This window comes from Streptomyces cyaneofuscatus (assembly GCF_000718135.1).
Classification (GTDB): Bacteria; Actinomycetota; Actinomycetes; order Streptomycetales; family Streptomycetaceae; genus Streptomyces; species Streptomyces cyaneofuscatus.
This window is the reverse complement of record NZ_JOEM01000009.1, coordinates 218627-240026: the sequence shown is the minus strand read 5'-3', so window position 1 is coordinate 240026 and position 21400 is coordinate 218627. Positions and strand designations below refer to the sequence as shown.

Here is a 21400-nt window from a genome sequence, read left to right as displayed (position 1 = left end):
AGCGTTTCAGGGGCTAACGTGGGACGGATGGGGACGACCACACCACCGCGCACGCTCGCCGAAGCCCTGCGCGCCCGGGGCGACGAATCGCTGGCCGGGCTGCTGCGTGCCCGCCCCGACCTCCTCAACCCGGTGCCGAACGACATCACGCAGCTCGCCACCAGGGCCGGGACCCGGGCCTCGGTGGTGCGCGCGCTGGAGCACCTGGACCGGTTCGCACTCCAGACCGCCGAAGCGCTGGCGGTGGCCCCGGACCCGGCCCCGTACGCAACACTGCTCTCCCTCCTCACCGGCGACGGGCTCGACGACGGCGAGCAGCGCGACGACGCGGGGGCGGCGGTCACCGCCGCGCTGCCGGGCGCGCTGACCACGCTGCGCGAACAGGCCCTGGTCTGGGGCGAGGACGAACGGCTGCGGCTGGTGCGTACGGCCCGCGAGCTGCTCGCCCCGTCCCCGCAGCACCCCTCCCCCACGGGCCTGGGGCCCACGGTCGCGGAGGCGACGGCCGGGATGTCGCCGGGCCGGCTCCAGGAGATCCTGGTGGCGTCCGGGCTCCCCGCCACGCACGACCCGGTCTCGGCGGTGGCGGCACTGTCCTCCCTCTTCACCGACCGGACGCGGATGGCGGAGCTGCTGGACACGGCCCCGGTGGAGGCGCTTTCGGTCCTGGACCGGCTGGTGTGGGGCCCGCCGTACGGGGAGGTCACCCCGAACCCCACTCCCCCCGTGAAGTGGCTGCGCGACCGGGGCCTGCTCCTCCCGGTGTCGACGCGCACGGTGGTCCTGCCGCGCGAGGCGGCCCTGCATCTGCGCGCCGGGCGCGCGCACCGCGTACCGGAACCGGTCCCGCCGGTCGTCGCGGCGGCCGCCGAACGCGATCCACAGGCTGTGGACAGAGCGGCGGCCGGTCAGGCGTTCACAGCGCTGTCCACGGTCGAGGAGCTGCTGAAGCTCTGGAACGGCGGCGGCCCGGCGATCCTGCGCGCGGGCGGCCTGAGCGTGCGGGAGCTGAAACGGGTGGCGGCCGCGCTGGAGGTGACCGAGCCGATCGCCGCGTTCTGGGTCGAACTCGCCTACGCGGCCGGGCTGCTGGCCACCGACGGCGAGAGCGACGAGCGGTACGCGCCGACGCCCGCGTACGACGAGTGGCTCGACCTCCCCGCCCAGGACCGCTGGACCCACCTCGCCACCGCCTGGCTCCCGGCCACCCGGGTCCCCGGCCTGGTCGGCGGCCAGGACGCGAAGGGCCGGGCACTGTCCGCCCTCGGCCCCGAGCTGGACCGCTCGGCCGCCCCCGACGTACGCCGCCGGGTGCTGGCCCTCTTCGCCGAACTGGAGCCGGGCACCGCGCCGGACCCGGAGACGCTGCTGCGACGGCTGCGCTGGGAGCGCCCGTTGCGAGGCTCCGCGCCTTCCGGAGAGGGCACGGACCTGCGCTCGCGCCTCGCCCTGTGGACGCTGAACGAGGCGGAGCTGCTAGGGATCACGGGCCGGGGCGCGCTCTCCTCCCAGGCCCGCGCCCTGCTGGAGGAAGGCGAGGAGTCGGCGGGGGCCCTTCTGGCACCCCTCCTCCCCGAACCCCTGGACCACGTCCTGCTCCAGGCGGACCTGACGGCGGTGGCCCCGGGCCCCCTGGAACGCCCGCTGGCGGAAACCCTCTCCGTCCTGGCCGACGTCGAGTCGAAGGGCGGGGCCACGGTCTACCGCTTCACGCCCGGCTCCGTCCGCCGCGCGCTGGACGCCGGGCAGGCGGCGGCCGACCTGCACGCGTTCCTGGCCGCGCACAGCCGTACGCCGGTGCCGCAGCCGCTGAGCTACCTGATCGACGACGTGGCCCGCCGCCACGGCCACCTGCGGATCGGGGCCGCCTCCGCGTACGTGCGCTGCGACGACGAGGCGGTCCTCAACGAGATCCTGGCCGACCGCCGCTCCACGGGCCTGCGCCTCCGCCGCCTGGCCCCCACGGTCCTGGCCTCCCAGGCCGACCCCGGCTCGCTCCTCGAAGCGCTCCGCGAGATGGGCTACGCCCCCGCCGCCGAATCCGCCGAGGGCGACGTCCTGATCACCCGAGCCGGCGCCCGCCGCACCCCGCCCCGCACCCCTCCGGTCCCGGTCCCCGAAGGCCCCCCGACCCCGGACGAAACCCTCCTGGGCGCGGCGGTCCGGGCCATCCGCGCGGGCGACACGGCCGCCACGGTGGTCCGCAAGGACCCGGCCGAGGCCGCTACGGGGACACAGGCCTCCGGCTCCCTCCCCCGCACCACCTCGGCGGAGACCCTGGCCACGGTCCAGGCGGCCGCGATGACGGGCACCGCGGTCTGGATCGGCTACGTCAACGCGGAGGGCGCGGCCAGCCAGCGCGTGATCGCCCCGGTCCGCGTGGAGGGCGGCTTCGTCACGGCGTACGACCACACGGCCGACGAGGTCCGCACGTTCGCCCTGCACCGGATCACGGGGGTGGCGGAACTGGCGGAGGACGGGCCGGGGTAGGGCCAGGGGCAGGGGTCCCTGCCCGGCTCGCCCCCGCGCTCGCTTCCGGTGTGCTCAAGGGAAGCTCAGAGGATGAAGTTCCTGGTTGTCGCGGGTCGTCCGGCATGACATGTTCGCCGTACGCGTCCAGTCGATGCACCGATCCACCGATCCACCGAGGAGATGACGATGATCGGAACTCTGACCGTCGGCGAGCAGATCATGATGGCGATCGTCGTGGTGGCCGTCCTCGGTCTCGCCGTATTCGGCGTCAGGCGGAGCAAGCGCTCCGGGCAGTCCGGCGAGGCCGAGTAGCAGCCGCGTACGGAGATGGCCTCCGCCGACCGGGTCCCCGAACCGGTGCCGCCTGAACCGGTGCTGCCTGAACCGGTGTCACCCGCACCACCCGCCGCGCCGATGCCGCCGCTGCTCACGCAGTCCTGGCTGGATCTGGCGTTCCTGCACTGGGCGGCCGATCCGGCGGATGTGGCGCCGCTGTTGCCGGCGGGGACCGTGCCGGACACCTTCGACGGGGTGACCTACGTGGGGCTCGTCGCGTTCCGGATGCACCGGGTGGGGTGGCTCGGGCTGCCGGGCATCCCCTACCTGGGGACCTTTCCCGAGACCAATGTGCGGCTGTACTCGGTCGATGAGCGCGGGCGGCGCGGTGTCGTCTTCCGGTCCCTCGACGCCTCGCGGCTGATCCCCGTTCTCGTGGCGCGGGCCGCGGTACGACTGCCGTACGTGTGGGCCCGGATGGGCATCGAGCGCTCCGGCGACACCCTCACGTACACGAGCACCCGGCGGTGGCCCGGGCCGCGAGGTGCGCGGAGCAGGATCGTGCTGCGGGTGGGAGAGGCGATCGGCGAACCCACGCCCCTGGAGCACTTCCTGACCGCCCGTTGGGCCCTGCACAGCTCGTTCTTCGGGCGGACCGCGTATCTGCCCAACGTCCATCCGCAGTGGCCGCTGCACCGGGCGGAGCTGCTGGAGCGCGACGAGGACCTGGTGGCGGCCGGGGGGCTGCCCGCGCCGGTCGGGGAGCCGGTGAGCGTGCTGTACTCCCCCGGCGTTCCCGTGCGCTTCGGGCCGCAGCGGCGCGGGGCCGGTCCTGGGCGCATGGCCCAGGAGTAGAAAGAACGCTCTAGCGGGGGGAGTATTCTCTCCCTCATGGAAGAGTTGCCGGTCGGCACCGCGCAGGAGCAGGAATCCCCCTCCGAGCTCCTCGTCGGCACGCGCGAACGGATCGTCCGGGCCGCCTCGCAGCTGATGCAGCGACACGGCTACGACGGCACGGGGATCAAGCAGATCTCCGTCACGGCGAACGCCACAGCCGGCTCGGTCTACCACTTCTTCCCCGGTGGGAAGCAGGAGTTGGCCGTCGCGGTGATCCGCAGCGGCGAGCAGGAGTTCATCGACGAGCTGGACGCCGTCATGCGGGCCGAGAGCGATCCGGCCGAAGCCCTCAGAATCTTCACCGCACTGCTGGCCGACGGGCTGCACGCCTCGGGATGGCACAGCGGCTGCCCCGTGGCCGCGACCGCCCTCGGTGCCAGCAGCCGCCTCCCGGACATCCAGGTGGCGGCCGCCGAAGCACTGGCGCACTGGCACGAGGTGGTCTTCGAGCGGCTCAAGGAAGCCGGCATCGACGAGGAAGAGGCGCGAGGGCTCGCCCACACCGTGATCAGCACCCTGGAGGGCGCCGAACTCGCCGCCCAGCTCTCCCAGAGCAGGGAGCCGCTGGACCTGGCGGGAAAGCACCTGGCGAGGCTGGTCGACGGGGCACTACGAGTCGCCCCGGCGCCCGTCGGCGGTGGGGAGGGAGATGGCGGTGCGCGGGGAGCCGCACACCGCCACCGCCCCTGATCCGCCTCCTGATCAGGAGGCGGACTTGCGGAACATCTCGATCAGGCTCGTGAAGCTGTCCTCGGCGTGCCCGGCCGCCATGCCCTGCTCGAAGACCGCGAGGACCGCCTCGACCAGTGAGGGATCGACCCCCGCGTCCCTGGACGTCTGCACCACGTGGTCGACGCTGGCGACGCCCATGGAGAGCCGGTCGACATCGCCCGGGTGCTCCCCCGCGTCGATGCGCGGGCTGTAGAAGCCGAAGAAGTCGGGCATGGTGGCCATCGTGTCCGAGAGGTGGGGCACCAGCTCCGCGGCCTTGATCCCGTGCGCGTCGGCCACCGCGAGGGCGTGCAGGAACGCCAGCGAGGTCGTCCAGAAGACGCCCAGCTGGAGCTGGTAGTAGAGCGCCGCCAGCCCCGGGTCCTCCCCCCGGTAGTCGGTCCTGGTGAGGACTTCCAGCACCTCCCGGCTGCTCTCGAAGACACTTCTCGGGCCGCTGTAGAAGGTGAAGGACTCCTCCTTCCCGATACCGTCGGGCGGAGCCTGCACACCGCCCGTGAGGTACTGCGCGCCGTGACCGGCGGCCCAGGTGGCCGCCTCGCGCGCCTTGTCCGGCGTGTCCGAGCTGAGGTTGACGAGCGTCTTTCCGGCCAGCGCGCCCGTGGCCGGCCCGAGGATGGCGTACATCGCGTCGTAGTCGGTCAGGCTCAAAACGACGATCTCGCCGGCCGCCAGGGCCCCGGCCGGATCATCGGCCAGGACGGCCCCCTTCGCCACCAGGTCGTCCGCCCGGCTCCTGGTCCGGTTCCACACGGTCACGGGGTGACCGTTGTCGAGGAACGTCGTGACCATCGCGCGCCCCATCGGGCCCAGCCCGATGACGGTGACTGACTTCTTCTGCATCACCACTCCGTGAGACTAAATCGATCGTTCTATTTGGCGTTCAGGCTAGCACCGTACTAGAAAGAACGCTCTATTCAGACGAAGTTCCTCCTCTGCTCCGCCCCACCCGTCCCGCCCCGCGATGCGGCACACTGGACGTTTGGCCGCATCAGCGGCCGCACCCGCAGAAAGGGCCGAAGCGCGTGACCGGACCCCTCATCGTCCAGAGCGACAAGACGCTGCTCCTCGAGGTCGACCACGAGCTGGCGGACGCCTGCCGCCGGGTCATCGCACCCTTCGCGGAGCTGGAGCGTGCGCCCGAGCACATCCACACGTACCGGGTCACCCCGCTCGGGCTGTGGAACGCCCGCGCCGCCGGGCACGACGCCGAGCAGGTCGTCGACGCCCTGGTGGAGTACTCCCGCTACCCCGTGCCGCACGCGCTCCTGGTCGACATCGCCGAGACGATGGCGCGGTACGGGCGGCTCACCCTCTCCAAGCACCCGGTGCACGGGCTCGTGCTCACCAGCACCGACCGGCCCGTGCTGGAGGAGATCCTGCGGTCGAAGAAGGTGCAGCCGCTCGTCGGCGCCCGGGTCGACCCGGACACCGTGGCCGTCCACCCCTCCGAGCGCGGGCAGATCAAGCAGACCCTGCTGAAGCTCGGGTGGCCCGCCGAGGATCTTGCCGGGTACGTGGACGGCGAGGCCCATCCGATCGAGCTGGCCGAGGACGGCTGGGCCCTGCGGCCGTATCAGCGGCAGGCCGTCGAGGGGTTCTGGCACGGTGGATCGGGTGTCGTCGTGCTGCCCTGCGGGGCCGGGAAGACCCTCGTCGGCGCCGGTGCCATGGCCGAGGCCAAGGCGACCACGCTGATCCTCGTCACCAACACCGTCTCCGCCCGGCAGTGGAAGCACGAGCTGGTGAAGCGGACGTCGCTCACCGAGGACGAGATCGGCGAGTACAGCGGGACGAAGAAGGAGATCCGGCCGGTCACCATCGCCACCTACCAGGTGCTGACCACCCGCAGGAAGGGTATTTACCCGCACCTCGAACTCTTCGACTCCCGGGACTGGGGGCTCGTCGTCTACGACGAGGTGCATCTCCTGCCCGCGCCCGTCTTCAAGTTCACCGCCGACCTCCAGGCCCGGCGCCGGCTGGGGCTGACCGCCACCCTCGTACGCGAGGACGGGCGCGAGTCCGACGTCTTCTCGCTCATCGGGCCCAAGCGGTTCGACGCCCCGTGGAAGGAGATCGAGGCGCAGGGCTACATCGCGCCCGCCGACTGCGTGGAGGTACGGGTCAACCTCACCGACTCCGAGCGGCTCGCGTACGCGACGGCCGAGGCGGAGGAGAAGTACCGGTTCTGCGCCACCACCGCCACCAAGCGGAAGGTGACCGAGGCGCTCGTACGCAAGCACCAGGGCGAGCAGACCCTCGTCATCGGGCAGTACATCGACCAGCTCGATGAGCTGGGAGAACATCTGGACGCCCCCGTCATCAAGGGCGAGACCAGCAACGCCCAGCGCGAGAAGCTCTTCGGCGCGTTCCGGAACGGGGAGATCAGCGTCCTCGTCGTCTCCAAGGTCGCCAACTTCTCCATCGACCTGCCGGAGGCCACCGTCGCCATCCAGGTCTCCGGGACCTTCGGGTCGCGCCAGGAGGAGGCGCAGCGGCTCGGGCGCGTCCTGCGGCCGAAGGCCGACGGGCACGAGGCGCGGTTCTACTCGGTCGTCGCGCGCGACACCATCGACCAGGACTTCGCGGCGCACCGCCAGCGGTTCCTGGCCGAGCAGGGGTACGCGTACCGGATCGTCGACGCGGACGAGCTGCTGGCAGGTAACTGAGGAGGGCTTACGCGAGGGGGCGCGGGGACACACCGGATCCGCGCCGGACACACCGGATACAGTCGGGCCCATGTCCCCTCGCCCTCCTGACCTCGCGGGATTCGGGGCGTGGCCGCGCGAGCCCGGCACCGTGATGCGCCGGGCCTCGGCGGTTCCGGCAGGGGCCGCGGCACCGTTCGTGATCATCTCCGAGTCCCACGTTCCCGGCGTCCCGACCGAGTGGGAGCCGCACACCCACCCCTTGCACGAACTGGTCTGGGTGCGCGGCGGCACCCTGATGTCCCGGGTGGCGGACCAGGTGTTCACCGTCTCCGAGGGGCAAGGCCTGTGGATGCCCGCCGGGGTGGTGCACGGGGGGCGGCTGACGGCCGGGGTCGAGTTCTACGACGCGTTCTTCGCGCCCGAGCGGACCCCCGTCGCCTTCGACGGGCCGACCGCCGTCGAGATGACCCCGCTGCTGGAGTCGTTGCTGACCCATCTGGCCCGTACGGACCTCGACGCCGGGGCCCGGGCGCGGGCGGAGTCCGTCGTGTTCGACGTACTGCTGCCATCGGAGCGCCCGTTCGCGCTCCGGCTGCCCGGCGACGCCCGGATCGACACCATCGCCGAGGCCCTGCTGGAGGACCCCGCCGACTCCCGGTCGCTGGAGGAGTGGGCCCGGGCGCTGGGCACCAGCGATCGCACGGTCACACGGGCGTTCCGCCACTCCACGGGGCTGTCCTTCACCCAGTGGCGGCAGACGCTCCGGGTCCACCGGGCGTTGACGCTGCTCTCCGAGGGGTGGGAGGTGCAGAGCGTCGGCGAGGAGCTCGGCTATGCGCAGCCCAGCACCTTCATCGCCGCGTTCCGGCGGGTCGTGGGGACGACGCCGGGGGCGTTCTTCAGTACGGCGACGGGGGCCGCCCTCCGTACGGCCGTCGATCGCGGCTCCCGGGGCGGCTAGGACGGCCCGTCCGGTGTCCGGAACGCCGTATCCGGTGTCTCCACCTCCTGATTGCCGACACGGCAGGCGGAATATAGCCTTCCAGGAGTTAGGTAACCCTTAGTTGTTGCCCGCCACGTGTGGTCGTCGTCGGGCTCCAGGAGCGCGTGGCCCGGTCGGCGGCGCGCGGCGCCCGGGGTGCCGTGCGCCCCCGCCCCTCCGACCCGACCGGACGCCCCATGCTCCCCAGCCATCCCCCGCCCTCGGCCGCCCTCAACGGGCGCCGGCTGGTGCTGCGGTACGGAAAGACGCCGGTCGTGCACGGTGTCTCGCTGTCCCTGGAGCCCGGCCGCGCGACCGCCCTGGTCGGCCCGAACGGCAGCGGCAAGTCCACGCTGCTGCGCTCGCTCGCCCGGCTCCACCAGGTGGACGACGGCACGGTGACGCTCGGCGGCGGCCCCGGCAGCCCCGACGGCCCCGGCGGCGCTCCCGAACGCGTCGTCTCCCTGCTCAGCGCACGGGAGTTCGCCCGGGAGGTCACGCTCTTCTCCCAGTCGCGGCCCGCGCCGCAAGGGCTGACGGTGGCGGAGGTCGTGGCCTTCGGCCGCCACCCCTACCGGCGCGGCTTCTCCGGGCTTTCCGCCGAGGACCGGGCCGCGATCGCGTACGCCATGGACGCCACCGGCGTACGGGGCATGGCCGACCGGGCCGCCGGGGAGCTCTCCGGCGGCGAGATGCAGCGCGTCTGGCTCGCGGCCTGCCTGGCCCAGAACACCGGCGTCGTGCTGCTGGACGAGCCGACCAACCACCTGGACCTGCGCTACCAGATCGAGACGCTCGACCTGGTGCGCGACCTCGTCCAGGACCACGGCATCGCCGTCGGCATCGTGCTGCACGACCTCGACCACGCCGCCCGCGTCGCCGACACCCTCGTCCTCATGCGCTCCGGCCGCGTCCACGCCGCCGGGCCGCCCGCCGACGTCCTGACCGCGAAGAACATCGGCGAGGTCTACGACATCCGCGTCGAGGCGTACGTCGACCCGCGTACGGGCCGGGTCCGTATCGACCCCGTAGGGCGCCATCCCGCCCCGACCACTTCCGCAGGCAACAGCCACAGCAGTGACAGAGAAGAGGACCCCTCATGATCCGCGCCCGCCGTCTCATGGCGTCAGCCGCCACCGGGCTCGCCGTCGCCCTCGCCACCACGGCCTGCGGCACGACCGACGTCACGACGCCCGAGGCAGGCGCCGCCGCCGCGTCTCCGGCCTCCAAGGACTGCGCCGGGGACACCACCGCGACCTCGACGAAGCCGGTGACCCTCACCGACAGCCTCGGCCGGAAGGTGGAGCTGGACAAGCCCGCTCAGCGCATCGCCGTCCTGGAGTGGCAGCAGGTCGAGGACGCCCTCACGCTCTGCGTCACGCCCGTCGCGGTCTCCGACGCGAAGGGGTACCGGACCTGGGTCAGCGCGGAGAAGCTCCCCCAGGGCGTGACGGACATCGGGACCCGCGAGGAGCCCGACCTCGACACCCTGGCCGCCGCCAAGCCGGACCTCGTCGTCGTGGAGGCGTTCGACGCCAAGGACGAGACCCTCGTCGCGCTGGAGAAGCGCGGCATACCGGTCATGGCCACCCGGGGCGCCAATCCCAAGGACCCCATCGGCAACGTGCGGGACGTGTTCAACCTGATCGGCGAGGCGACCGGGCGCACCGAGCGGGCGAAGCAGGTGATCGGCGAGTTCGACGGCCGCCTCGCGGAGGCCAAGAAGCAGGTGGCGGACGCCGATCTGCCGACGAAGGACTTCCTGTTCTTCGACGGCTGGCTCCAGGGCGGCAACCTCACGGTCCGCCCGTACGGCGAGGCCGCCCTGTTCACCGCGATCGGCGAGGAGCTGGGCATGAAGGCCGCCTGGACCGACGACATCAACAAGGCGTACGGGGACGGCGGCGTCGACCCCTCGTACGGCCTGGCGCAGACCGACGCCGAAGGGCTGACCGCCGTCGGCAAGGCCAACCTCTTCTACGCCAACGACGAAGGCGCCGGAGGCTACGTCAAGGCCCTCCAGAAGAACCCGGTCTGGAAGTCGCTCCCCGCCGTGAAGGAAGGCCGCGCGCACAGCTTCCCCGCGCGCGTCTGGGGCGCCGGCGGGCCGCGCTCGTGCGAGCAGGCGATCGACGCGTACGTCGATGTCCTGACCAAGAAGTGAGCGCTCCGGCCCTTGCCGCAGAGGAACAGGCGCCGGTGTCCGGCACCGGCCGCCTGGCCGGGGCCGCCGTCCTCGTCCTCCTCGCCGTCTGCATCGTGCTGGTGGGCCTGTGGCATCTGACCCAGGGGACCTCCGGCGCGGGCATGTGGGACCTGATCCGGTACGCCGCCGGGGCGCGGGAGGACGTCGGCGGGGTGCCGGTGGGGGACATCGTGGCCGGTTCGCGGCTGCCTCGGCTGCTCGCGGGGGTGGCCGTCGGCTTCGCCCTCGGGGCGGCCGGGGCGCTGCTCCAGTCCGTCACCCGCAACGCCCTCGCATCCCCCGACACCCTCGCGGTCACCGCCGGGGCGTACTTCACGCTCTCGGCCGTCGCCGCCTTCGGGCTCACCGTGCCGCTCTGGGCCTCCGGTGCCGTCGCCTTCGCGGGCGGCCTGCTCGCGGCGGTCCTCGTGCTCGCCCTCACGGGCCGTACGGCGGGGACCTCCGGCACCCGTCTCGTCCTCGCCGGATCGGCGACGGCGATGGCGCTGGACGCGGCGACCGCGATGCTGCTGCTCCTCTTCGACCGGAACACCACCGGCCTCTTCGCCTGGGGCAGCGGCTCCCTCGCGCAGCTCAACATCGACGCGTCGATGCGCGCGATCCCGCTGGTGGCCGTGGTGCTGTGCGTCGCCCTCGCGCTCTCCCGGAAGCTGGACGTGCTGGGCCTGGGCGAGGACACGGCGTCCTCGCTCGGCGTGCCGATCCGGGCGACCCGGACAGTTGCGGTGCTCTGCGCCGTCCTCCTGACCAGCACGGCCGTGACCCTCGCGGGCCCGATCGCGTTCGTCGGGCTCGGCGCCCCGGTCCTGGCCCGGCTGGTCGCCGGACGCGTCCGGGCCCTGCACCGGCACGCGCTCCTCATTCCCGGAGCCGGGCTGCTCGGCGCACTCCTCGTCCTGCTCGCGGACGCCTCGCTGCGCGCGGTGATGGGCGCCGAAGGGGCCGCCTCCGTCCCCACGGGCATCCCGACCGCGCTGCTCGGCGCCGTCGTCATCGTGGTCCTCGCGCTCCGCCTCCGGGACGCCGGGCCGGTCCGGCAGCCCCCGCAGGCGCGCGCCGCCACCCGGTCGCGCCGGTCGTTCCTCCTCGTGGTGACCGGCGCGGTGGTGCTGCTGGCCGGAGCCGTGCTCGTCGGGATCCTGGCGGGAAGCCTCTGGCTGCGTACGGGGGACCTCGTCCTCTGGGTGCAGGGCACCGCGCCCGACCTGATCGGGCGGGCACTCGACGACCGGATGCCCCGGGTGGCGGCCGCCGTGCTCGCTGGCGCGGCGCTCGGTCTTGCCGGGTGCGCCGTGCAGAGCGCGGTACGCAACCCGCTCGCCGAGCCGGGCGTGCTCGGCATCACGGCGGGGGCCGGGCTCGGCGCGGTGGCCGTCGTGACGTCGGACCTGCCCGGCGGCCGGCCGCTGCTCATCGCCGCCGCCGTCGTCACCGGGCTCGCCACGTTCGCGCTGATCGCGCTGCTGGCCTGGCGCGGCGGCTTCCTGCCCGACCGGTTCGTGCTGATCGGCATCGGCTGCGGGTACGGGCTCAGCGCCGTCTCCACCTTTCTCCTGCTGCGCGCCGACCCGTGGAACACGCCCCGGATCCTCACCTGGCTCTCCGGTACGACGTACGGGCGCACGCTCCCCGACGTCGTACCGGTCGCGGTGGCCCTGCTGGTCGCGCTGCCGCTGCTGCTCGCGATGCGGCGCGAACTGGACCTGCTCGCCGTGGACGAGGACACCCCGCGCATCCTCGGCGTCAGCCCGGCCCGCACCCGCTTCGCCTCGCTCACCATCGCCGCCGTCCTCGCGGCGCTCGGCGTGATCGCGATCGGTGTCGTCGGCTTCGTCGGGCTCGTCGCCCCGCACCTCGCCCGGTCCCTGGTCGGCGCCCGGCACGGCCGCGCGGTCCCGGTCGCGATGCTCATCGGCGGGGTGCTGGTCTGTGTGGCCGACACCCTGGGCCGCACGCTCATCGCGCCCGCCCAGATCCCCGCCGGGCTCATGGTCGCCCTGGTCGGCGCCCCGTACTTCGTCTGGCTGCTCCGGAGGTCCCGCGCATGACGTCGACGTACACCGTCGTTCCGTACGAGCCGGGCGCGTGGCCGGACGCGCTGCGGCGGACCGCCCGGCCCGAGGTGCTGGAGCGCTGGGGCGCGGTCGACCGCTCCCCGCACGCTCCCCGCCTGGTGGTCGCGCCCGGCGGTGACGGCGCCGCACTGCTGACGGCACGCCCCGGGACCGCCTACGTGAAGATCGTGGACGCGGTCGGGGACGTACCGGCGGCGGTCGGAGCGGTTCTCTCGTACGCGTACGAGCAGGGCCTCGCGCAGGTCAAGTGGGAGGGGTGGACGGCGGGCCCCGAGGACGCGGCGGCGGCCGGCTTCGCTCCGCTGCGGCTGCCGCTCACGCACGGGCAGGGGGCGGAGGGGCCCGGGGCCGGATATGTGCGCTGGTTGTACGAGGGTGGGGACGGGGTCGCCGAGCCGCCGCCGTACTACCGGCAGAGCACCCACTTCACCTGCGGCGCCGTCACCGCGCTGGCCGCGCAGGCGCATGCGGGCGTGGAGGCGTGGGAGTCGCTCGACCGGGAGGCGGAGCTGAAGCTGTGGCGGGACGCGACCAACTTCCCCGCGTGCGAGCCGGTAGGACTGGGCGTCGCGGTCCGCCGCCGGTGGCCGTCGTCGCCGGTGGAGGTGCTCCTCGACACGGACGGGCCCGTCCTCCTCGACCACCTCTCCGGGGACGAGCGGGAGTGGCGGGCCGTGCTCCAGCGCGCGTCACGGGCGGATGCCGGGCGGCTCGGTGTCCCGGTCGAGGCGCGGCGGCTGTCGGTGGCCGGGATTCGGGACGCGGTGGGGCGACGGGAGCATGTGCTGCTGCTCGTGTCGCTGGCCACGATGCAGGGGTTCGACGTACCGCACTGGGTGCTGTGCCACGGGGCCGTGCCGGGTGCGGTGGTGGTGGACGATCCGTGGTTCACCACGGCTGCGGGAGAGACCTGGGTGGACGCCCATCTGCTGCCCGTTCCCGACGGGTCGCTCGACGCGATGGCGCTGGTCGGTCAGGACGGGGTCCGGGGCGCGGTGCGCATCGGAGGCCGGGGAGGGGTTCGCGGAGAGGGACGGGGAGGGGGAGGGGGAGGGGGAGGGGGAGGGGTGCGCTGAGGGGGGACGGCTCAGTGGCCGCGTCGTACGCCCGCGCCCTCCGCGTACTCCCCCAGGACGACCACGCTGAACGCCGCCGTCACGAACACCTTCACGGCGCGCACCGCGTCGCCGACGCGATGGGGTCGATGGTGACCGGTGACCGCGGTCGCGCCGTGCGCGGGGCCGGTCCTGCGGGGGTTCAGGGTGGTTGTGCTCATGTATCCATGGTGCTCCCGTCACCCGTTTGGGCGCGTCGGCCCGCAGAGGGAACCTGCGCGCCGGGCTCGTAGCTCTCCGGTACCGCTCGGGCCGCACACATCCCCTACGGGTACCCCTGGCCCCTCCACCCCCGGGAGGGCCGTAATCCGTTTCGCCGCCGCCCCGCCCTGTGGCTACAATCGCCGGTCTGCCCGCCTCCCACGCCGTATCGACGGCCCCGGGAGCGCCGCCGACCGGACGGAAACCGGCCGACACACGCGAACGAACCTTCCGAGCGGACCGTCCTGCTCCGGCTCCCGCCGGAACCCGGTGGGCGGTCCGCCGTCCTGCGTCGAAGAGCCGTCGAAAGCCGTCGAGAGGTCGTCGACGAGCCGTTGAAGAGCCGTTGAAGAGCCGGAGGCAACACCGTGCCCGCGCACGTAGCAGAGAGCGATTCCACCACCGACCCCGCCGACCCCCTGGCGCACGAACGCGCCCATCTCGCCGCGTCCCGCGCCGCCCTGCGCGCGATGCGCGAGGACGTCCAGGCCCTCGACATCCGTGATGTCACGGCGAACTGGGTCAACGCCGCCGTGCTCCAGTCCCAGATGGACGACCGCATCAAGGCGCTCGCCGACCTCTCCCACACCCCCCTGTTCTTCGGCCGCCTCGACTACCTCCACGCCGTCGGCGGCGAGTTCGCCGAAGGTTCGGAGGGCGAGCGGTTCTACATCGGGCGCCGCCACGTCCATGACGCCGCCGGGGACCCGATGGTCATCGACTGGCGGGCCCCGGTCTCCCAGCCGTACTACCAGGCCTCCCCCAAGAACCCCCAGGACGTCGGGCTCCGCCGCCGCTTCGGGTACACGGCCGGCGAGCTGACCGCGTACGAGGACGAGCACCTCACCGACCCCGCCGAGGTCGCGCACACCAGCCGCCTCCTCCAGGCCGAGATCGAGCGGCCCCGCGTCGGCCCGATGCGCGACATCGTGGCCACCATCCAGCCCGAGCAGGACGAGATCGTACGAAGCGGCCTCGGCGGCACCGTCTGCGTGCAAGGGGGTCCCGGCACCGGGAAGACCGCCGTCGGCCTCCACCGGGTGGCGTTCCTGCTGTACGCGCACCGCGAGCGGCTGGCCCGTACCGGCACCCTCGTCATCGGGCCGAACCGGTCCTTCCTCCACTACATCGAGCAGGTCCTGCCCGCCCTCGGTGAGCTGGAGGTCAAACAGGCCACGGTCGACGACCTGGTGACGGCGGGGGTGGAGGTGCGCGGCACGGACGACGCGGCCACCGCCGTCATCAAGGGCGATGCCCGGATGGCCGAGGTGCTGCGCCGGGCCATCCGCTCGCATGTGACCCGTCCGACCGAGCCCGTCGTGGTCGTGCGCGGATCACGGCGCTGGCGGGTGCCCGCGTACGAGATCGAGGAGATGGTCGACGAGCTGCTCGCCCGGGACATGCGGTACGGCTCCGCCCACGAGGCCCTGCCGCAGCGGATCGCGCACGCCGTCCTCGTTCGGATGGAGGAGGCGGGCGAGGCCCCGGACGACCGGGTGCAGAACACCGTGGCCCGCAACCCGGCGGTCAAGGCGGCCGTGAAGGCGATCTGGCCCGCCGTCGACCCGGAGAAGCTGGTGCTGCGGCTGCTGGCCGACCCGGAGTTCCTGGCCGTCCACGCCGAGGGGCTGCTCAGCGAGGACGAGCAGAAGCTGATCCTCTGGGCGAAGCCCGCCCGGAGCGTGAAGTCGGCCAGGTGGTCGGCGGCGGACGCGGTCCTCATCGACGAGGCCCGTGACCTGGTGGCCCGTACGCACTCGCTCGGCCATGTGGTGCTCGACGAGGCGCAGGACCTCTCGCCCATGCAGTACCGGGCGGTGGGGCGGCGGTGTTCGACCGGTTCCGCGACCGTGCTGGGAGACCTCGCGCAGGGGACGACGCCGTGGTCCACGGAGAGCTGGGACGAGGCGCTGTTCCACCTCGGGAAGGGGGACGCGGTGGTGGAGGAGCTGACCGCGGGCTTCCGCGTGCCGCGCGAGGTGATCGCGTACGCCTCCCGGCTGCTGCCCGCGATCTCGCCGGGGCTCGCGGCGGTGGAGTCGGTGCGGGAGTCACCGGGTTCGCTGGTGGTACGGGAGGTGGCGGGCGCGGATGCCTTGGACGCTGCCGTGGTCGCCGCCTGCGAGGAGTCGCTGCTGCAGGAGGGGTCCATCGGGCTGATCGCCGCCGACGCCCGGATTCCGGCGCTGGGCGCGGCGCTGGAGGCGGCGGGCCACGCGTACCTGTCCCCCGGTGAGGAGACCACCGCCGAGTCGCGGCTGACGCTGGTGCCCGCGTCGCTGGCGAAGGGGCTGGAGTACGACTACGTGGTGCTGGACGAGCCGGCGGCCGTGGTGGACGGCGAGCCGGACGAGCGGACCGGGCTGCGGCGGCTGTACGTCGCGCTGACCCGTGCGGTGTCGGGGCTGACGGTGGTGCACGCGGCTGCGTTGCCGGAGGCGCTGGGGTAGTCCCCCCGAGGGGAGGGGGGAGGGTCGGGGCCTGTTGCGGCCGGGGAGGGGCGGGGCCTGTCGCGGCGCCCGCCCCATGCCTCCTGGATCAGGGCCTCCTGGATCAGGCGTCGAGCGCCTCGCGCCACTCCCGTACCGCCGCCGCGTCCACCGGTGCCGACCAGCCGGCCGGACGGGCCGCGCCGCCGATGTGGAAGGCGTCGATGCCCGCCGCCCGCAGCTGCGGCAGGTGGTGGAGCTGGAGGCCGCCGCCCACCAGGATCTGCGGCTCGTACCCCGGCTGCCCGGTGCGGGCGGCCTCGGTGAGGAGCGTCGGGATGCCGTCGTCGACCCCGGCCGGCGAACCCGCCGTGAGGTACGTGTCCAGGCCGGGCAGGTCCGCGAGCTGCTTGCGCAGGGCGTCGCGGTCGGCGGCCCGGTCGATCGCGCGGTGGTACGTCCACCGGGCGCCGTCCAGCTCGGCGACGATCCGCTCGACGGCCACGAGGTCGGCGTGGCCGTCCTCGTCGAGGAAGCCGAGGACATACTCGTCGGCGCCCGCCCTCCGCATCTCGCGGGCCTTGCCGACCAGCACATCGATGTCACCCGCGGCGAAGCCGTCCGCCACCCTGAGCATCACGCGCAGCGGGATGTCCACGGCCGACCGGATCGCCGCGAAGGTCTCCCGTGACGGGGTCAGGCCGTCCGCGGCCATGTCGGTGACCAGTTCGAGGCGGTCTGCACCACCTGCCTGGGCGGCGACCGCGTCCTCCGCGTCGAGAGCGATCACCTCCAGGACTGCACGGTTGCTCATGGGTCCCCATTCCTCCGATACGCAGCTGAACGCAGCTATAGGTCTAGTCCAATGGCCAGCCTACGGGGCGGCCGAGTGGCCGCGCAGCCCTCCGTCTGAACGCATGATCGCGGAGGTGCGCGACCCCGCCCGGCAGATGCCCCCCGGCGCGCCTTGCGCTTCATAGGGGTGGGGGGTATACATGGGGAGAGGAAGTGATACCCCCCAGGGGTATCTGAGACCGCCGCCAGGAGGACCCCGTGCCCACTCACTCCGCCACCCCCGTCACACCCGTCACACCCGTCACCGGCATGGACACCGCTTCCGCAACCGCTCCGGCCACCGGCACCGTCGAGCTCTCCATCGGCGGGATGACCTGCGCCTCCTGCGCGGCCCGCATCGAGAAGAAGCTCAACCGGATGGACGGCGTGGAGGCGACCGTCAACTACGCCACCGAGAAGGCGAAAGTCACCTACCGGGGCGAGGACGTCTCCGTACAGGACCTGATTTCCACCGTCGAGGCCACCGGCTACACCGCTCAGGAACCACCGCCGCCGGATACGGAGAGGAGCGAGGCCGCGGAGCCCGAACCCGACGACGGGCTCACCGCACTCCGCCAGCGCCTGATCACCTCGCTCGTCCTCGCCGTCCCGGTGATCGCGATGGCGATGATCCCGGCCCTCCAGTTCGACAACTGGCAGTGGCTCTCCCTGACCCTCGCCGCCCCCGTCGTCACCTACGCCGGCTGGCCCTTCCACCGCGCCGCCTGGACCAACCTCCGGCACGGCGCGGCGACGATGGACACACTGATCTCGGTCGGCACGTCGGCGGCGTTCCTGTGGTCGGTCTGGGCGCTGTTCTTCGGTACGGCGGGCATGACCGGCATGACCCACCCGTTCGAGCTGACCATCGCGCGCAGCGACGGCGCCGGGAACATCTACCTCGAAGCCGCCGCCGGAGTGACCGCCTTCATCCTCGCCGGGCGCTGGTTCGAGGCCCGCTCCAAGCGGAAGGCCGGGGCCGCGCTCCGGGCGCTCATGGAGCTGGGCACCCAACTCGCCCGCATGGCCCGCCTCGTCGAAGACGCCCAGAACGGCAAAGCAGCAGCCCAACGCCTCGCCGACCGCATCTCCGCCGTCTTCGTCCCCGGCCTCGCCACCCCCACCGCCCTCATGGTCGGCACCGGACGCGGCGCCCAGCTCGGCATCCTCATCAAGGGCCCCGAAGTCCTCGAAACCACCCGCCGCGTCGACACCATCGTCCTCGACAAGACGGGGACAGTGACGACCGGCAAGATGACCCTCCTCGCCGTCCACACCGCCGACGGCACGGACGAGAACGACGTCCTGCGCCTGGCCGGCGCCCTGGAACACTCCTCCGAACACCCCATCGCCCAGGCAGTGGCGGCCGGCGCCGTCGAACGCCTCGGCGACGGATCCCCCCTCCCCACCCCCGAGGACTTCACCAACATCCCCGGACTCGGCGTCCAGGGCGTGGTGGACGGACACGCCGTCCTCGTCGGCCGGGAGAAGCTGCTGGCCGAGTGGGAGATCCGGCTGCCGGACGGTCTGGCCCGGGCCAAGGCCGAGGCCGAGCGCGCCGGGCGCACGGCGATCGCGGTCGCGTGGGACGGGGAGGCACGGGCGGTCCTGGAGGTGGCGGACGCGGTGAAGGACACCAGCGCCGAGGCCATCGAGCGGCTGCGTGCCCTGGGGCTCACCCCGATCCTCCTCACCGGCGACAACCGGGCCGTCGCGGAGGCGGTGGCGGCCGAGGTCGGCATCGACGCCGAGCAGGTGTACGCGGAGGTCATGCCCGAGGACAAGGTCGACGTCGTCCAGCGCCTCCAGGCGGAGGGCCGGAGCGTCGCGATGGTCGGCGACGGGGTCAACGACGCCGCCGCCCTCGCCCAGGCCGACCTGGGTCTGGCCATGGGTACCGGGACGGATGCCGCGATCGAGGCCGGTGACCTCACCCTCGTACGGGGAGACCTGCGGGTCGCCGCGGACGCCATCCGGCTCTCGCGCCGCACGCTCTCCACGATCCGGACGAACCTTTTCTGGGCCTTCGCCTACAACGTCGGCGCACTGCCGCTGGCCGCGGCGGGGCTGCTCAGCCCGATGATCGCCGGGGCCGCGATGGCGTTCTCGTCGGTGTTCGTGGTCGGCAACTCGCTGCGGCTGCGGGGCTTCAAGGGGGCCTGAGAGCTCACGCTCGTACGGAGAACCGCACCCGCGTTCCCGGAACCGCCTGCGCCGCCCCGGCGAGGGCGGTTTCCGGTACGACGCCGACGACCGGGTAGCCGCCCGTCGTCGGGTGGTCGTTGAGGAAGACGACGGGCCGGCCGTCCGGGGGCACCTGGACCGCCCCCAGGACCATGCCCTCGCTGGGCAGTTCGCCGTCGCGGGCCCGCTCCAGGGCGGGGCCTTCGGTGCGGAGGCCGATGCGGTTGCTGTGCGGGGAGACCCGGTACGCGGCGGTGGTGAGCGTGCGCAGGGCGGCGGCCGTGAACCACGCGTGGCGCGGGCCGAGGTGGAGGGGCAGCACCAGCTCGGCGGGGGCTCCGGGCCAGGGAGTGGGGCCTTGCGGTGGCCCGTCGGCCGGTTCGCCCAGGGGCAGCGTGTCACCGTCGCTCAGGGGGGCCGGGCCCAGCCCGGAGAGGAGGTCGGCGGAGCGGCTGCCCAGCACCGGTTCCGGCTCCAGGCCGCCCGCGAACGCCAGATAGCCGCGTACGCCGTCGAGCGCGGGGCCCACGTCCAGCACCGCGCCCGCCGGAACCCGTACGGGCGCGCCCCACGCCACGGGCCGCCCGTCGACGGTCACCCGGCACCCCGCACCGCCGACGACGGCCACCACGGTCCGGTCGGGGCGGACGGCGCACCCGGTGACGGTGGTCTCCAGGAGGGCGGCGCCCGGCGGGTTGCCCAGGAGCCGGTTGGCCAGCCGGGCGGCGGGCGCGTCGAGGGCCCCGGCCCGCCCGACGCCGAGATGCGCCCAGCCGGGCCGGCCGGCGTCCTGGACGGTGGTGAGGGCGCCGGCGCGGACGATGCGGAGGAGCCCGCCCCGTACGGGGGTCATGAACGGGTCTCCGTACGAGGTACGGGCACGGAGGCCCGGGATGCCACGAACCGTACCCGGGTCCCGGGCCCCAGCAGCGCCGCCGGCTCCCTGCCCGGGTCCCACAGGGCCGCCGCCGGGTCCACCATCCGCCCGATGAGCTGCCAGCCGCCGGGCGAAGGGCGCGGGTAGACCCCGGTGTACGGCCCGGCGAGGGCCAGCGCCCCGGCCGGAACCCTCGTACGCGGGGTCGTGCGCCGGGGCACATGCAGCCGCTCGGGCAGCCCGGTGAGGTACCCGAACCCGGGCGCGAACCCGCAGAAGGCCACCCGGAACGCGGTACGGGAGTGGAGTGCGGGCACCTCGTCGGCGCCGACGCCCCAGAGCGCGGCGACTTCCGCCAGGTCGGGACCGTCGTACACGACGGGGATCTCGACCGCGTCGCGCACCTCACGGCGCGGGGGCGGCAGGGTCCAGGAGACGAGTTCGCGCGCGAGCCGGTCGCGGGCGGCGGTGGTGCGCCCGCCCCGGTCCTCGATGCCGTCGATGCCGTCGATGCCGTCGAGCAGGACGGTCCGGGCGCCGGGGACGATGTCGCGCACACCGGGCAGTGCGCCCCGCTCGCGCCGGCGGAGGAGCTCGGCGTGGAAGGCCTCGGCGTGGTCGCCGTCGGCCAGTTCGACGAGGAGGGCGTGCGCCCCGGCAGGCAGCACACGCACCTCGCGGGCCTGCGTACCGCCCTGACCGTCGTCCTCCAGCCTCATGTGAACGCCTCCACCAGCACGCCCGCGTCCTCCAGCGCCGCCCGCACCCGGCGCGCGAGGGCGGCAGCGCCCGGGGTGTCGCCGTGGACGCAGAGCGAGCGCGCCTCGACGGGTATCCGGCTGCCGTCCACCGCCGTGACCGCCCGGTCCAGCGCCATGCCGACCCCGCGGCGTACGACGTCGTCGGCGTCGTGCACCACCGCGCCCGCCTCGCCGCGCGGGACCAGCGTGCCCCGCGCGGTGTACGCCCGGTCGGCGAAGGCCTCCTCCACGGCGGGCAGCCCGGCGGCGGAGGCGTGGGCGAGCAGATGGGAGCCGGGCAGCCCGAGGACGGCGAGGCCCCCGCCCGCGAGCCGGACGCCCGCGACGACGGCGGCGGCCTGCTCCTCGTCGTGGACGGTCCGGTTGTAGAGGGCGCCGTGCGGTTTGACGTACGAGACGGTGGAGCCGGCCGCTTCGGCGAACACCCGCAGGGCACCGATCTGGTAGGCGACCTCGGCGGCCAGCTCGTCGGCCGGCACCTCCATCGCCCGCCGCCCGAACCCGGCCAGATCCCGGTAGGAGACCTGCGCCCCGATCCGTACGCCACCTGCGGCCGCCGCATCGCAGACCCGCCGCATGACGGAGGCGTCGCCCGCGTGGAACCCGCACGCCACGTTGGCGCTGGTGACACAGGCGAGGAGCGCTTCGTCGTCGGTCAGGGTCCAGCGGCCGAAGCCCTCGCCGAGATCCGCGTTCAGGTCCATCTTC

General features: G+C 73.6%; 18 protein-coding genes. 12 read left to right on the top strand and 6 right to left on the bottom strand.

The genetic code is table 11. From position 1 onward, the window contains the following. Window positions 1-27: 27 nt before the first annotated feature. From IF17_RS0117545 to IF17_RS0117530, 4 genes are all read left to right on the top strand, one after another. Window positions 28-2490, top strand: coding sequence for a helicase C-terminal domain-containing protein (locus IF17_RS0117545; protein WP_030566960.1), 2463 nt, complete (start codon window positions 28-30; stop codon window positions 2488-2490). A gap of 168 nt (window positions 2491-2658) precedes the next feature. After that, complete coding sequence (locus tag IF17_RS1000000140120) at window positions 2659-2784, top strand: hypothetical protein (protein ID WP_272932856.1); 126 nt, start codon at window positions 2659-2661, stop codon at window positions 2782-2784. Window positions 2785-2886: 102 nt separating this feature from the next. Then, entirely contained in the window at window positions 2887-3603 is a 717-nt protein-coding gene (locus IF17_RS0117535) for a YqjF family protein (RefSeq protein WP_244890513.1), read from the top strand. A 36-nt stretch (window positions 3604-3639) separates the two neighbouring features. Beyond that, a complete protein-coding gene (locus tag IF17_RS0117530) occupies window positions 3640-4335 on the top strand; it encodes a TetR/AcrR family transcriptional regulator (RefSeq protein ID WP_063830233.1) in 696 nt (231 codons plus the stop codon). Between the two features lie 12 nt (window positions 4336-4347). Here IF17_RS0117530 and IF17_RS0117525 read toward each other — a convergent pair whose 3' ends face one another. Next, window positions 4348-5220 carry an NAD(P)-dependent oxidoreductase gene (locus tag IF17_RS0117525; RefSeq protein ID WP_051884039.1) on the bottom strand — a complete coding sequence of 291 codons (873 nt, stop codon included), beginning with the start codon at window positions 5218-5220 and terminating at the stop codon, window positions 4348-4350. Window positions 5221-5402: 182 nt separating this feature from the next. Between IF17_RS0117525 and IF17_RS0117520 the strand changes: the two genes are divergently transcribed. From IF17_RS0117520 to IF17_RS0117495, 6 genes are all read left to right on the top strand, one after another. Beyond that, window positions 5403-7046, top strand: coding sequence for a DNA repair helicase XPB (locus IF17_RS0117520; protein ID WP_030566956.1), 1644 nt, complete (start codon window positions 5403-5405; stop codon window positions 7044-7046). A gap of 70 nt (window positions 7047-7116) precedes the next feature. Beyond that, complete coding sequence (locus IF17_RS0117515) at window positions 7117-7989, top strand: helix-turn-helix domain-containing protein (protein WP_051884038.1); 873 nt, start codon at window positions 7117-7119, stop codon at window positions 7987-7989. A 218-nt stretch (window positions 7990-8207) separates the two neighbouring features. Further along, a complete protein-coding gene (locus IF17_RS0117510; RefSeq protein ID WP_051884052.1) occupies window positions 8208-9113 on the top strand; it encodes an ABC transporter ATP-binding protein in 906 nt (301 codons plus the stop codon). Next, window positions 9110-10174 carry an ABC transporter substrate-binding protein gene (locus IF17_RS0117505; protein WP_030566953.1) on the top strand — a complete coding sequence of 355 codons (1065 nt, stop codon included), beginning with the start codon at window positions 9110-9112 and terminating at the stop codon, window positions 10172-10174. The genes IF17_RS0117510 and IF17_RS0117505 overlap by 4 nt, the downstream gene beginning before the upstream one ends. A 35-nt stretch (window positions 10175-10209) precedes the next feature. Further along, window positions 10210-12264 (top strand): iron ABC transporter permease, encoded by a 2055-nt coding sequence (locus IF17_RS0117500; protein WP_030566951.1) that lies wholly within the window; start codon window positions 10210-10212, stop codon window positions 12262-12264. Then, window positions 12261-13367 (top strand): peptidase C39 family protein, encoded by a 1107-nt coding sequence (locus IF17_RS0117495; RefSeq protein WP_030566949.1) that lies wholly within the window; start codon window positions 12261-12263, stop codon window positions 13365-13367. The genes IF17_RS0117500 and IF17_RS0117495 overlap by 4 nt, the downstream gene beginning before the upstream one ends. Window positions 13368-13378: 11 nt before the next feature. Here IF17_RS0117495 and IF17_RS0117490 read toward each other — a convergent pair whose 3' ends face one another. After that, entirely contained in the window at window positions 13379-13567 is a 189-nt protein-coding gene (locus tag IF17_RS0117490) for a hypothetical protein (RefSeq protein ID WP_030566947.1), read from the bottom strand. Between the two features lie 408 nt (window positions 13568-13975). Here IF17_RS0117490 and IF17_RS0117485 point away from each other — a divergent pair, with 408 nt between their 5' ends. Continuing rightward, window positions 13976-16057 carry a HelD family protein gene (locus IF17_RS0117485; protein ID WP_030566946.1) on the top strand — a complete coding sequence of 694 codons (2082 nt, stop codon included), beginning with the start codon at window positions 13976-13978 and terminating at the stop codon, window positions 16055-16057. A gap of 103 nt (window positions 16058-16160) precedes the next feature. On the opposite strand, the gene IF17_RS0117480 is transcribed toward IF17_RS0117485, so the two are convergent. After that, window positions 16161-16850 carry a copper homeostasis protein CutC gene (locus IF17_RS0117480; protein ID WP_030566944.1) on the bottom strand — a complete coding sequence of 230 codons (690 nt, stop codon included), beginning with the start codon at window positions 16848-16850 and terminating at the stop codon, window positions 16161-16163. Between the two features lie 290 nt (window positions 16851-17140). On the opposite strand from IF17_RS0117480, the gene IF17_RS0117475 reads away from it, so the two are divergent. After that, window positions 17141-19033 carry a heavy metal translocating P-type ATPase gene (locus IF17_RS0117475; protein WP_030566942.1) on the top strand — a complete coding sequence of 631 codons (1893 nt, stop codon included), beginning with the start codon at window positions 17141-17143 and terminating at the stop codon, window positions 19031-19033. 4 nt (window positions 19034-19037) lie between these two features. Here IF17_RS0117475 and IF17_RS0117470 read toward each other — a convergent pair whose 3' ends face one another. Genes IF17_RS0117470 through IF17_RS0117460 form a run of 3 tightly spaced genes read right to left on the bottom strand, consistent with a single transcriptional unit; the run spans window position 19038 to window position 21396 of the window. Then, window positions 19038-19907 carry a 5-oxoprolinase subunit C family protein gene (locus IF17_RS0117470; protein ID WP_030566941.1) on the bottom strand — a complete coding sequence of 290 codons (870 nt, stop codon included), beginning with the start codon at window positions 19905-19907 and terminating at the stop codon, window positions 19038-19040. Beyond that, a complete protein-coding gene (locus IF17_RS0117465) occupies window positions 19904-20650 on the bottom strand; it encodes a 5-oxoprolinase subunit B family protein (RefSeq protein WP_051884037.1) in 747 nt (248 codons plus the stop codon). The genes IF17_RS0117470 and IF17_RS0117465 overlap by 4 nt, the downstream gene beginning before the upstream one ends. Then, entirely contained in the window at window positions 20647-21396 is a 750-nt protein-coding gene (locus tag IF17_RS0117460; protein WP_030566937.1) for a LamB/YcsF family protein, read from the bottom strand. Before IF17_RS0117460 ends, IF17_RS0117465 begins: the two co-directional genes overlap by 4 nt. Window positions 21397-21400 lie beyond the last annotated feature (4 nt).

Excerpts from the sequence above, each read along its gene's own strand:
- IF17_RS0117525 (WP_051884039.1), bottom strand. The coding sequence starts at position 5,220 with ATGCAGAAGAAGTCAGTCACCGTCATCGGGCTGGGCCCGATGGGGCGC.
- IF17_RS0117495 (WP_030566949.1), top strand. The coding sequence starts at position 12,261 with ATGACGTCGACGTACACCGTCGTTCCGTACGAGCCGGGCGCGTGGCCG.
- IF17_RS0117480 (WP_030566944.1), bottom strand. The coding sequence starts at position 16,850 with ATGAGCAACCGTGCAGTCCTGGAGGTGATCGCTCTCGACGCGGAGGAC.
- IF17_RS0117475 (WP_030566942.1), top strand. The coding sequence starts at position 17,141 with ATGGACACCGCTTCCGCAACCGCTCCGGCCACCGGCACCGTCGAGCTC.
- IF17_RS0117535 (WP_244890513.1), top strand. The coding sequence starts at position 2,887 with ATGCCGCCGCTGCTCACGCAGTCCTGGCTGGATCTGGCGTTCCTGCAC.
- IF17_RS0117470 (WP_030566941.1), bottom strand. The coding sequence starts at position 19,907 with ATGACCCCCGTACGGGGCGGGCTCCTCCGCATCGTCCGCGCCGGCGCC.
- IF17_RS1000000140120 (WP_272932856.1), top strand. The coding sequence starts at position 2,659 with ATGATCGGAACTCTGACCGTCGGCGAGCAGATCATGATGGCGATCGTC.
- IF17_RS0117530 (WP_063830233.1), top strand. The coding sequence starts at position 3,640 with ATGGAAGAGTTGCCGGTCGGCACCGCGCAGGAGCAGGAATCCCCCTCC.
- IF17_RS0117515 (WP_051884038.1), top strand. The coding sequence starts at position 7,117 with ATGTCCCCTCGCCCTCCTGACCTCGCGGGATTCGGGGCGTGGCCGCGC.
- IF17_RS0117545 (WP_030566960.1), top strand. The coding sequence starts at position 28 with ATGGGGACGACCACACCACCGCGCACGCTCGCCGAAGCCCTGCGCGCC.
- IF17_RS0117490 (WP_030566947.1), bottom strand. The coding sequence starts at position 13,567 with ATGAGCACAACCACCCTGAACCCCCGCAGGACCGGCCCCGCGCACGGC.
- IF17_RS0117460 (WP_030566937.1), bottom strand. The coding sequence starts at position 21,396 with ATGGACCTGAACGCGGATCTCGGCGAGGGCTTCGGCCGCTGGACCCTG.
- IF17_RS0117505 (WP_030566953.1), top strand. The coding sequence starts at position 9,110 with ATGATCCGCGCCCGCCGTCTCATGGCGTCAGCCGCCACCGGGCTCGCC.
- IF17_RS0117465 (WP_051884037.1), bottom strand. The coding sequence starts at position 20,650 with ATGAGGCTGGAGGACGACGGTCAGGGCGGTACGCAGGCCCGCGAGGTG.
- IF17_RS0117510 (WP_051884052.1), top strand. The coding sequence starts at position 8,208 with ATGCTCCCCAGCCATCCCCCGCCCTCGGCCGCCCTCAACGGGCGCCGG.